The organism is Vicinamibacteria bacterium (genome assembly GCA_035620555.1).
Classification (GTDB): Bacteria; Acidobacteriota; Vicinamibacteria; order Marinacidobacterales; family SMYC01; genus DASPGQ01.
This window is the reverse complement of sequence record DASPGQ010000140.1, coordinates 1-11,256: the sequence shown is the minus strand read 5'-3', so window position 1 is coordinate 11,256 and position 11,256 is coordinate 1. Positions and strand designations below refer to the sequence as shown.

At 63.5% G+C, this 11,256-nt stretch carries 9 protein-coding genes; 6 read left to right on the top strand and 3 right to left on the bottom strand.

Annotated elements, in window-relative coordinates; genetic code table 11:
• Together VEK15_05640 and VEK15_05635 are read left to right on the top strand one after the other, a co-directional pair.
• Positions 1–245: PfkB family carbohydrate kinase (locus tag VEK15_05640; GenBank protein ID HXV60156.1), on the top strand; the 245-nt coding region annotated here is incomplete at its 5' end.
• Positions 246–276: 31 nt separating this feature from the next.
• On the top strand, positions 277–2,166 hold the full coding sequence (locus VEK15_05635) for a thiamine pyrophosphate-binding protein (GenBank protein HXV60155.1): 1,890 nt from the start codon (positions 277–279) through the stop codon (positions 2,164–2,166).
• A 20-nt stretch (positions 2,167–2,186) separates the two neighbouring features.
• Here the strand turns inward: VEK15_05635 and VEK15_05630 are convergent, their stop codons facing one another.
• Positions 2,187–3,749: a hypothetical protein gene (locus tag VEK15_05630; GenBank protein ID HXV60154.1), complete on the bottom strand. Its 1,563-nt coding sequence runs from the start codon at positions 3,747–3,749 to the stop codon at positions 2,187–2,189.
• A gap of 147 nt (positions 3,750–3,896) precedes the next feature.
• Positions 3,897–4,676 (bottom strand): VOC family protein, encoded by a 780-nt coding sequence (locus tag VEK15_05625; GenBank protein ID HXV60153.1) that lies wholly within the window; start codon positions 4,674–4,676, stop codon positions 3,897–3,899.
• Between the two features lie 105 nt (positions 4,677–4,781).
• On the opposite strand from VEK15_05625, the gene VEK15_05620 reads away from it, so the two are divergent.
• From VEK15_05620 to VEK15_05610, 3 genes are read left to right on the top strand one after another with little or no spacing between them, the layout of a single operon-like run.
• Positions 4,782–6,287, top strand: a complete 1,506-nt coding sequence (locus VEK15_05620; protein ID HXV60152.1) for a pitrilysin family protein — start codon at positions 4,782–4,784, stop codon at positions 6,285–6,287.
• The gene (locus tag VEK15_05615; GenBank protein ID HXV60151.1) at positions 6,284–8,374 is read left to right on the top strand and encodes a pitrilysin family protein; all 2,091 of its coding nucleotides are present in this window, start codon (positions 6,284–6,286) and stop codon (positions 8,372–8,374) included. The genes VEK15_05620 and VEK15_05615 overlap by 4 nt, the downstream gene beginning before the upstream one ends.
• Before the next feature lie 2 nt (positions 8,375–8,376).
• Positions 8,377–8,640 carry a hypothetical protein gene (locus VEK15_05610; protein ID HXV60150.1) on the top strand — a complete coding sequence of 88 codons (264 nt, stop codon included), beginning with the start codon at positions 8,377–8,379 and terminating at the stop codon, positions 8,638–8,640.
• A 24-nt stretch (positions 8,641–8,664) separates the two neighbouring features.
• Here VEK15_05610 and VEK15_05605 read toward each other — a convergent pair whose 3' ends face one another.
• Positions 8,665–10,722, bottom strand: coding sequence for a S9 family peptidase (locus tag VEK15_05605; GenBank protein ID HXV60149.1), 2,058 nt, complete (start codon positions 10,720–10,722; stop codon positions 8,665–8,667).
• Positions 10,723–10,986: 264 nt separating this feature from the next.
• Between VEK15_05605 and VEK15_05600 the strand changes: the two genes are divergently transcribed.
• On the top strand, positions 10,987–11,256 hold a 270-nt coding region (locus VEK15_05600; protein ID HXV60148.1), incomplete at its 3' end, for an ATP-dependent DNA ligase.

The following is an 11,256-nucleotide window of genomic DNA, read 5'->3' as shown; positions in this document are numbered from 1 at the left end:
CCGAGCACTTGCTCGAACGCGTGTTCCTGACGCTTGGTGACCGAGGGGTACTCATCGCAACCCAGTTCCGAGCTGGTGCCGTCGTACAATGTGAAACGGTGAATACGACCGGCGCCGGCGACGCGTTCATCGGTAGCTTCGCGGTGTTCCTCGGCGAAGGACTGTCGGAGATCGATGCGATAAAGCGCGCCAACCTCTACGCCGCGCTAACGACCGCCTCAGTGGGTACGCAAAGTCGTTCGTGAGACGAAGCCGCTTCGAGAAGGAGTGGAAACAATGCGTGAGACGGCAAAGAAACTGTTGAACCGGGAGATCGGGCGGCGGGCTTTCATCGGCCAGCTCACCGCGCTCGGCGTCGCACCGAAGGCGGCGAGCATGCTGGCGCGCTCGACCGAGCGGGTCTCAGGAAGTCGCATCGTCGAGAACCTCACCGGTGGAGAAGTCATGGCCGAGCTCCTGGTGGACTGGAAAGTGCCGTACGTTTTCGGCCTCGGAGGCTCGGAAGAGGTGGGCTTTCTCGACGCCCTCGTGGATCGCCTGTCGCTCCAATACGTGCACGGCCTTCATGAGGCTTCGGTCATGGCGATGGCGGACGGCTATGCCCGGGCAACCGGCGAGGTCCCGATCATGAACCTCCATTCGGTGGCGGGTGCCGGTTACGCGCTCGCCCCGATGGTGAATGCCTTCAAGGACTACTCTCCGGTCGTCGTCACCGTCGGCCGCCAGTCCACCGAGATTCGAGGAACGAATGCTTTCCTCGAATCGGTCAATCTCCACGAGCTTCCCCGCGAGTATACGCAGTGGAGCTGGGACGTGATGAATGCCGAGACGATCCCCGAGGTAATTCGGCGGGCCTTCGTACTTGCCGAGATGCCGCCCGGCGGACCGACCTTCGTCACGTTCTCGAAAGACCTGTGGGAAGAGCGGGTTCCGCGCGCCGAGATCCTGCCGCGCTCCCGGTCCCGGCTGGTTACCGACGTGCCGCCCGATGCGACCGACGTCGAGCGCATCGCCGACCTGCTCGTGGATGCCCAATTCCCCGTGATTGCCGTCGGAAAAGAGGGGGCGCGCTTGGATCCGAGCGAGCCTCTGATGGAGCTCGCCGAACGGCTGGGGATGGCCGTCTTCCAGGACATCTATATGAGCCATACGCCGATGGTCTTCCCCTCGAGTCATCCCCACTTCTGCGGCATGTTTCGAGACGACCCGGAGTTCCCCGAACGGCTCGACGTTTTCTGGGCGCTGGGCGGTACGATGTTTGGCTTCGGTTCCCTTCCGGCCGAGCCCGCCGTTCCGCGCGAAGCGAGAGTCATCCACACGGGCCTCGCACCCGAGGTCGGACGGACTTATCCCGTCGACGTCGGCGTCATCGCCGGCTCTCGAGCCACGGTGGCGGCGGTGCTCGAGGAGGTTCGCGGGCGCAATTTGTCGACAATGGCGATCGAGGATCGACGCGAACGCGTCCGGGCCTATCATCACTCCTGGCGCGCCCGCCTGGACGAGCAGGCGCGACGCGTCTGGGATCAGTCGCCCATCTCCAACGAGCGCCTCATGGTTGAGCTGAACCGTCGGATCGCGCCGGACGCTCTCGTCGTGAGTGAGCTGGTCACTTCGGAGCCATACGTCCCGTACTATCTGGACATCGCTCACGAGCGTAGTCCGCGGCGCCGCAACCTCGCGACGAGCGGTGGCGTGCTCGGCTGGGGGGTTCCCGCGGCGATCGGGGCCCACATCGGCGTCCAGGACCGCGAGGTCTGGGCGCTCGTGGGTGACGGAGCCTTCCAGTTCGGGGTGCAGTCTCTGTGGACGGCGGCCCGCTACGAAGTTCCCGTCGGCGTGGTCATCTGGAAAAACGGTCAGTATCAGGCGAATCGCCGCTTCCTGCACGCCTACGGTGGCCGCGCCGCCGAGACGGGAAAATACGTCGGCGTCAACCTCGGCTCACCCGAGATCGATTCCATCGCCCTGGCCAAAGGCTACGGCGTCGAAGGCGAGCGGGTGGACGAGGCCGAGACTCTGGGCGCCGCTCTGGACCGTTGCCAGCGCGCCATGCACGAGGGCCGTCCCTACGTCGTCGAGGTCGCGGTCGAGCGCCGCTTCGGAGGGGCGGAGTCGAGCTGGTACGATTTCTTCTCCGTCGCGAAACGGGAGCCGCGCCGAAGCTGATCGGAATAGAGAAAGAAGCGTTAGCGATCGTCGGTCGACGCCAGGAATTGCTCGGCCTCCCGATAGCCGGGAAGCTCATCGTGCCCTTTCCAGATCTCACATAGCTTGCGGTAACGCTCGGCGGCCTTCAGACGATCGCCTGCCGCAGCATGGGCACGCGCCGCGCCCAGGAGCGAACGGGCGCGGTTCGGCATGCGGAGAAGCGACTGTTCGAAACTTTCGGCGGCTTCCTTGGGCTGCCCGATCTCCAGAAGCACTTCACCGAGAAGCTCGTGAGAGGGTTTGGTCGGGTAGGCTGCGCCGTTCGGCGGCCGCATCGTCTCTTCGATCGCGACCGCTTCTCGAAGCTGTTTCACCGCCAGGTCCTTCTCTCCTCGGGCGAATGCGACGAGCCCCTGTAGCTCCTGATGCATGACCCGAGCGGCCTTCTGCTCTTGAGAGCCGTCCTTGCTCGCGCTCGCTTTTTCCGCAAGCCGTTTCACCATGTCCTCGGCCGCGGCGGGATCTCCGGTGCGGACGGCGCTCATCCCGTTCGCAAGAAGCTCCTCTTCGGTGGCGTCCTCGGGCATCGGCTGCACCTTCCACTCCTCGGTCTCGATGATGTAGCGGGCCCGTGCCTCAGCCAGCCCCGACTTCGCTCGCTCCTGGCTTTCCATCGCCACCATTTCCTCGAATCGGGAGATGGCCTTGCGCGCTTCGCCGTAATCGCCCTTCTGAAGAAATCCGTACTGTCCCCAATCGAGAGAGTGCGCCATGTCGCCCATGCTGTCCTCGGGTTGCCACAAATCGCTGGCGACCCGGTGAGCGCGCATGTTCTGGTGAGAGACCTTGTCCCACATCCCGTGCTGGATGAAGATATGGGTCGGCATGTGGATCGCGTGGGAGACGGCAGGGGCAATGCCCGCATAAGCGTCGGCGGCGCGAAGGGCCAGGGGCGCGTGAATCGGATCGTCGAAGGAATGGATGATGTAGTGCGCCGCACCGGGGTGGTTTGGATTCCGGTTGAAGACATCCATCGCGAGAGCTCCCGCCCTCACTTCGAGACGAAACGTCTCGTCCTCGAGGGCGCGCGCGGCGCTCAGGAGGGAAACGGCATAGAACGTGCTCACTTCATCGTCGTCGGGGTAGGCGCGGTGGAGTTGCCCCATCGCATCCTTGTAAGCCACACGCCGCGCCCGCCAGTCATCGCCCTCGGCCCAGAGCGCCTCGACGGCGGACAGGAAACCTTTCTCGCGCTCGGTGGGCGCTTTGGCAAGCCGCGCCTCCCGCGTCGGTCCGAGACGCTTCAATACCTCACGCGGTGAATCGCCATCCTGCTCGGGGGCGAGCGGATGGTTGTAGCAGAGCGACTCTCCCCAGTAGGCCAAGGCGAAGTCCGGTTCGATGTTCTGCGCGGCTTGAAACTCGCTGATGGCTTGCTTCCAGCCAAAGCTGTGGAGGATGGCGACGCCCCGAAGAAAATGCTTCTGCGCTTCCGGTGTCGCCGACGTCTCGAACTCGAGGTTTCCTACCTCCTCGAGTTGCGCTGACACCGGCGCAACGACGAGACCAGCGAGCATCGTGAAAGCGATTCGACGAAGCATGGACCGTCCTCCTTCTCCCGCCTCTTTTTCGGGCCGGGCACCCGACGTTGCCGCGATCCTATCGCGAAGGACCGCGTGAGACCAGCCGCGAATCGCGGCAGGGCGGCCCGGGACGGCTCTCATTGCCGTCCCGAGCTACCAAAAAGCTTACCCCTTCGTGTGGTGGATGGCGAAGGCCGCTCCTTGCGGATCCAGGCACTGGGCGATGAAGTCGCCGCCGGGAACCTCCATGGGGCCGTTGAGAATCTGGCCGCCGAGCTGTTTCACCGTCTCGACCCCTTTGTGTACGTCCTTGACCCTCGCGTAATAGAGCCAGGCCGGAGGCCCAGGCATCTCATCGGGCTTCTTGAAGATACCGCCGAGCGGGAATTCGCCCCCCTTCTGCTTGTACATCTGGTACATGCCCGCCTCGCCCATGTCCATCGCCTCGGTCTTCTCCCAGCCGAAGAGCTTTTGGTAGAACGAAAAAGCGGACTCGGGATTCGTCGTTGCGAGCTCGTGCCAGGAGAACTCACCGAGCTTCGCTGGCGAGGCGTCTCCGGGCGATTCGCTCGCCGGGGCATAAATGGCGATGAGGGCGCCCTGCGGGTCGGTAAAAACGCCGAAGCGGCCCACTTCGGGGATGTCCGTCGCGGGAACCTTGATTTTCGCGCCGAGCTCTTTGGCTTTGGCGAGTCTCTCGTCGACGTCGGACGTGAGGACGTAAGCAAGCCAGTGCGGCGGGGCCCCGGCCTTTCTCGCGTCCTCCGGCAGGGCGTTCACCCCTCCTATCGGGTTTTCGCCCACCGTCCACATCGTGTACGGCTGTCCTCCGAACTCCTGGGTCACCGTTCCCCAACCGACGAGCTTCTTATAGAAGGCCTGCGCGGCGCCGGGGTCCGTTGTCATGAGGTCGTACCAACAAAAACGTCCCTGATCTGCAGACATGAATGGCTCCTTTCTCCGAGCTCACAGGTATCATGCCTCAAAAGCCGGAACTTCGCCGATCGACGGCACAGGAGGCGCGACGGGTCTCGAGTCTCGGACGCGGCGATGAGCTACACTCTCGCCATGAGACGAGGTGTTTTCATCGCTCTTGCCATCGGAACGTTCTGCCCGGTTTACGGGCAGGACCTCGCGACCTTCGAGAAGTCGGTCACCGAGCATCGGCTCGAGAACGGTATGAGGTTCCTCATCGTCGAGCGCCGGGAAGTTCCCGTCGTTTCGTTTCACCTCTATGCCGACGTCGGCTCCGTCGACGAAGAGCTCGGCATCACCGGAATGGCGCACATGTTCGAGCATATGGCGTTCAAGGGAACGACGACCATCGGAACGAGAGACTACGAAAGGGAGAAGGCAGCGCTCGATGCCGTGGACCAAGCGCATGCGCGCCTGCGCGAGGCACGACTCTCGGGAGCCTCGCCCGAGCAGATCGAGAAGCTCGAGCGTGGGTTCGAGCAGGCTCAGGCGGATGCCGCTGAGTACAGCGCGAGTGACGAGCTCACCCAGGCCATCGAGCGCGCTGGGGGGACGGGGCTCAACGCGTCGACATCGAACGACGCCACGCGATATTTCGTGAGCCTTCCCTCGAACAAAGCCGAGCTCTGGTTCTCGCTCGAATCGGCCCGGTTTCTCGATCCCGTACTGCGCGAGTTCTACAAGGAGCGCGACGTGGTCATCGAGGAACGGCGAATGCGGGTCGAGAGCCAGCCGATAGGAAAGCTCCTCGAGGATTTTCTTTCGGTCGCCTACCTGGCGCACCCCTACGGGCGGCAGGCGATCGGCTGGCGGTCGGATCTGGAGAGCTTGACGCGCCGGCAGGCGGAGCGCTTTTTCCAGGAGCATTACACACCCTCCGATCTGATCGCGGTCGTGGTCGGTGATGTCGATTCCGCTGTCGCAGTGGGTTGGGCCGAGACCTACTTTGGCCGCATTCCCGACCGGCGGGCGGCCGATCCGATCTGGACGGTGGAGCCGCCTCAGCAGGGCGAGCGGCGCACCACCGTCTACGCCGAGAGCCAGCCGGTTTTGCTCATTGGCTACCACAAACCGGCCCTGCTCCATCCCGACGACGCCGTCTTCGACGCGGTTCAGGATGTGTTGTCGGGGGGACGGACCTCGCGGCTGTACCGAAGCCTGGTTCAGGACAAGAGGATTTCGGCCGGCGCGGGAGGGTTCCCAGGGTTTCCGGGCAACAAGTACCCGAACCTCTTCCTGTTCTTTTCGTTTCCGGCTCCGGGCCACACCAACGAGGAGAACGAGGAGGCCATGCTCGCCGAGATCGAGCTCTTGAAACAGGAGCTCGTTAGCGAGGAAGAGCTGTCCCGGGTGAAGGCAAGGGCAAGGGCGAATCTCATCGACGATCTCGACGGCAACTCCGGTCTCGCCGGTCAGCTCGCTGCCTACGAAGTCCTCACGGGCGACTGGCGGAACCTCTTCAAGAGCATCGAAGCGATCGAGCGCGTGTCGAGAGAGGACATCCAGCGCGTCGCCCGCGAATACTTCACTTCCAGAAATCGCACCGTCGGTTACCTCTTGCCCGACGAGGAGGTTCGATGATGATCCGCGTGGTGCTCTTCGCGTCGTTGCTCGGAGTCTTTGCCTCCTCGTCGGCCTCCGCCCAGAAGTACTACAAGGACCTGGTCTATCCGCCGCTCGCCGAGCTCCAGGTGCCCGAAGTCGAGCGGGTCGAGCTCGCGAACGGTTTGCGCCTCTATCTCCTCGAGGACCACTCGCTTCCCAAGGTCGAGGGGATGGCCCTGGTCCAGACGGGCTCGCGGCTCGAGCCGGCAGCCAAGGTGGGCCTCGCGAGCATCGTGGGGCAGGTATTGCGGACCGGCGGCTCGGTGAATCGGTCCGGTGAAGAGATCGACAGGCTCCTGGAGAACGTCGGTTCGGTCATCGAGACCGGCGTCGGCACGACGTCGGGAAGCGCAACCCTCTTTGCGCTTTCCGAGCATTTTCCGCTCGTCGTCGAGATATTGGCCGACGTGCTGCGCGAACCCGCCTTTCCCGAGGACAAGATCGAGCTGGCGAAAGTGCAAGAACGGACGGCGATCGCTCGTCGCAACGATGATGTCTCAGGAATCGCCAGTCGGGAGTTTCAGAAAGTCCTTTACGGCGGCGAGAGCCCTTACGCGCGCACCACGGAGTACGCGACGATCGAATCCATATCTCGTGACGACTTGCTCGACTTCCATCGCCGGTACTTCCTGCCGAATCGCATCCAGCTCGGTCTATGGGGTGACTTCGAGACCTCGGATGTGCGGGCGCTGGTCGAGCGGCATTTCGGCTCGTGGAATCGTGGCTCGTCGCCGGCGCCGGCTCTCCCCCAGGTCTCCCGCCCGACGCAGGGCGGGGTTTACTACATTTCCCGAGAAGACGTAAACCAGACGAGCCTCCGCATCGGCCACCTCGGAGGCCGTTACGACGATCCAGATTACTTCGCCCTGACGGTCATGTCGGAGATCCTTGGCGGAGGGTTCTCCTCGCGCCTCTTCCAGAGCGTTCGCTCGCAAAAAGCCCTCACCTACGGGGTGAGTGCCTCCTGGAACGCATCGTTCGACTACCCCGGGACCTTCACCGTCGCCAGCAGTACGAAGTCCGAGAGCACCCTGGAGACCATCGAGGCGATTCGGGACGAGATCGAGCGGATCGTCGCGGAGCCTGTATCCGAGGAGGAGCTTCGCATCGCGAAGGAAAGTCTCCTCAACTCCTTCGTGTTCAACTTTGCGAGCCGGGGGGCCATCGTGCGGAGGCTCATGACGTACGACTATTACGGTTATCCCAGTGATTTCCTCCAGAAATACCAGGAAAGCATCGACCGGGTGAGCGTCGACGACGTTCATCGTGTCGCGAGAAACCGTTTGAACGTCGGTGCGTTGCACGTTCTCGCCGTTGGACGCGAAGAAGACTTCGACGCTCCTCTGTCGACTCTGGGAGAAGTCGTCACCCTCGACATCACGATTCCCGAGCCCCCCGCCGTGGAGGCTCCGCCGCCAACCGAGGAGGCGCTCGAGAAGGGAAGAGAGATCCTCCGAAGGTTCGTCGCTTCGGTGGAGGAGAACGCGAGCCGACTCGGTGGGTTCAGCCTCTCGGGAGAGACCGTACTGAAGACGCCCCAGGGAGATCTGCCCGCACGGTTCGAGATTCAATTCCGGGCGCCCGAGCGCTACCGTGAGGTGGCGGTGCTACCGTTTGGCGAGATGGAGACCGTGCTCGACGGTTCGAACGGGTGGGCGTCGACGCCCCGCGGTGTCCAGGAACTGGATGACGATCAGAAACGACGAACCCGTGAGGGCATCTACCGACACTACCCCGGCCTCTTGTGGGCCGCGGCATCGGGAAAGGTGGAGGCGCAATCGCTCGCGGATGACGCGGTCCTGCTCCGCATCGGGGACGCGGCGATGCGGGCGCGGTTCGACCGAGCCACCGGTCGTCTCTTCGAGCTATCTCTTCCCGGGACCAACCTTCAGGGAGCACCCGTCACCGAGAAGCGCGAGTTCTCGGGTTATGACGAGATGGGTTTTCCGAGCGAGGTGCGCGTCTTCCACGACGGGGCTCTCGCGGCGGAAACCCGAATCGATTCGACCGCGATCGATCCCGATACCCCCGAAGAGCTCTTTCGAAAGCCGGAAGGAAGGTAGCTATGGGCAAGAGCGAGGTGGCCCCGCTCGTGAGGCGTCTCGGGGCGATGACCGAGGAGTCCGACGCCGTCACGTTGACGAGGGAAGAAGTAAGTCTTCTTCTCGAGGTTGCCGACAAGGCCCGAACCCTTCTCGCGAACGCTTACGCGATGCCCGCCGACGAGCTGGGCGTCAGGCTCAAGTCGGAGGACGCGGTCCGCCTGCAGTGGGCGCTCCAGCAGATCGGAGCGGGCGAGGGCTGGTCTCCCGAAGCCCAGGAGGTTTGAGCGATCGAGGGCCCACCAAGCCGCCTACCGGTCGCTCGTCTCCGTTCCCTTCAAGAAACGATCGAACCAGGCGACGTAACGCTCGAGGCGATCGCGCAAGTAGCTTGGCTTCGTCAGCCCGTGGAACTGACCGGGGTAGATCACGAGCTGGGTCTCGACCCCGAGACTCTTGAGGGCTTGATACATCTGCTCCGAGTTCAAGAGCGGCACGTTGAAGTCCTTCTCGCCGCAGAGGAAGAGCGTGGGCGTCCGGATGCGGTCGGCGTGATAAAACGGGTGGGAGATCTTCAAATAGGGCTGAATGTCCTTCCAGGGCAAGCCGATCTCGTTCTCGTACTGGCGGATGTACTGGTCGGTGCCATAGGCGGCCAGCATGTTCGCGACGCCCGCGCCGCTGACCGCCGCCTTGAACCGGCTATCGCGGGATATGGTGTAGTTCGTCGTCATGCCGCCATAGCTCCACCCTCCGATACCCAGGTGATCGGGGTCGGCGATGCCCTCGGCGACGACATGATCGACGGCGGCGAGCACGTCCTGCACCTCGAGATTTCCCCAGTCGGCCTCGATCGCGCGCGTGAACGCGAGCCCGCGCCCCGAGCTACCCCGATAGTTGGGGGCAATGACGACGTAGCCGTTCGCGGCGAGGATCTGCCAGGTGAAGTCGAACTCGTAACCGTCCTGACCCACCGGCCCGCCGTGGATGTAAGCGATGGTCGGATACTTTCGTCCTGGCTGGTAGTCCGGGGGCTTCACCATGACGCCGTTCACGATGGTGCCGTCGCGGCTTTCGAGCTCGATGCCCTCGAGGGCCCCGAGCTCGAGCTGCTCCATGAGCTCGTGGTTGTGGGTCGAGAGGGTGCGAAGCGATCCGTTCTCGAGCGCCATGATCTCGCCGGGTTGATCGGGAGTCGTGGAGACGACGGCAATCCGGGATCCACTCATCGTCAAGTCTCTCACCACGCCGCGGGTATCGATCAGCCGCTCGACTTCGCCCCCTTCCGCGGGAACTCGGGCCACGACCTGACGGCGATCGTCCTCGAGCAGGAAGTGGAGCGACTTCCCATCTGAGGACCACGTGGGGTTGGATACCGGGCGGTCGAGCTCCGGCGTGACGAGTCGAGGCTCTCCCCCGGCAAGAGGAATCACCGCAAGCCTTGCCATGTCGTATGAGGTGTAGCTCACCGACGAGCCCATCAGGTAGGCGATCCGTTCTCCATCGGGGCTGAAGGCCGCGGGGCTTCCCCACCCCGGCTCGTTGTCCACACCCTCGAAACGCGTGAGCTGGCGCGGTGTCGCCCCCGCCTTGGCTTCGATCAGGAAGATGTCCCAGTTCTCGTTCCGATCCGGATCTCCCTGGCGTTTGGAGGAGAAGGCGATCGAAGTGCCGTCCGGCGACCAGGAGGGGAGCCCCTCGTCGTAGTCGCCCGGGGTGAGGAGATCCGATGTCGCCGTGGCGACGTCGTACAGATACAGATGATCCCGCAAACGGCGCAGATATCCTTCGCGATCCTGCTTGAACTGATATCGGTCGATGACGATGGGCTTCGGCGTCTTCTTCTTGGCGGTGGCGTCCTTCTCGGCGGACTCGTCCGGGTCCGGATCCGACGCAATGATGGCGAGCCGTCCGCCCTCGGGACTCCAAGCGTAGTCCGACACGCCGCCGGGATAATCGGTTAGTTTCCGCGCCTCGCCTCCCGCCCGGTCGAGAAGCCAGACCTGGCTCTTGGCATCTTCTTCCGTGCCACGGCTTGCGAGGAAAGAAAGATAACGCCCGTCGGGACTGAACCGGGGACGGCTCTCGCTCTCGTCCGTATAGGTGAGCTGGATCGTTCGGCGGCCGTCCCAGCTCGTCATCCATAGATCCCCGCTGATTCGATCGTCCTCGAGATCCGAAGTGCGAACGACGTAGGCGACCCAGTCCCCTTCGGGCGACAGCTGCGGATCGGATACCGACCGGAGAGCGGCCAGATCCGAAAAAGCCAGACGCCGTTTTTCGGCTGCTCTGACCGTGTCGAGAGCTCCACAAGCGAAAGCCACCACGAAAACGCGGACCGTGAGCCGAAAGAGCCCGTTTCTTGTCATGGGATCCTCATCCTTTGAAGGAACGTAACGTACCAGACTCCGCATAAGTGCTCAATGCCGTGGCGGGACCCGTAATCGATCGTACCGCCACGGCTCGGCTGCTTACGGCGCGGCAACTATTCGCACTTCGTGCTCACATCTCATGCCCTCGAAGCAGCCCGAATGCGGACGATTGCGCCGGGCTCGCTCCGCTCGCGCAGGCTGCACTGCACTTTTCATCAGCCTGCTAGCGCGCACCTTTTTCCCGGCTGATAGTATCTCGACGTGCGTCTGCCGCTCGAGCCACCCATCCGGCCCATGCTCGCCAAACTGGTGGAGACGCTCCCCGATGGAGACGGCTGGCTCTACGAGCCGAAATGGGATGGCTTCCGCGTGTTGCTCTTTCGCGACGGGGCGGAGTGGCTCCTGCAGAGCCGCGACCTGAAGCCGTTGAATCGCTATTTCCCCGAGCTCGAGCCGCCTCTCAAAACCGAGCTTCCCGCGCGGGTGATCCTGGACGGGGAGCTCGTCATCGTGGGCGAGGCGGGGCTCGAG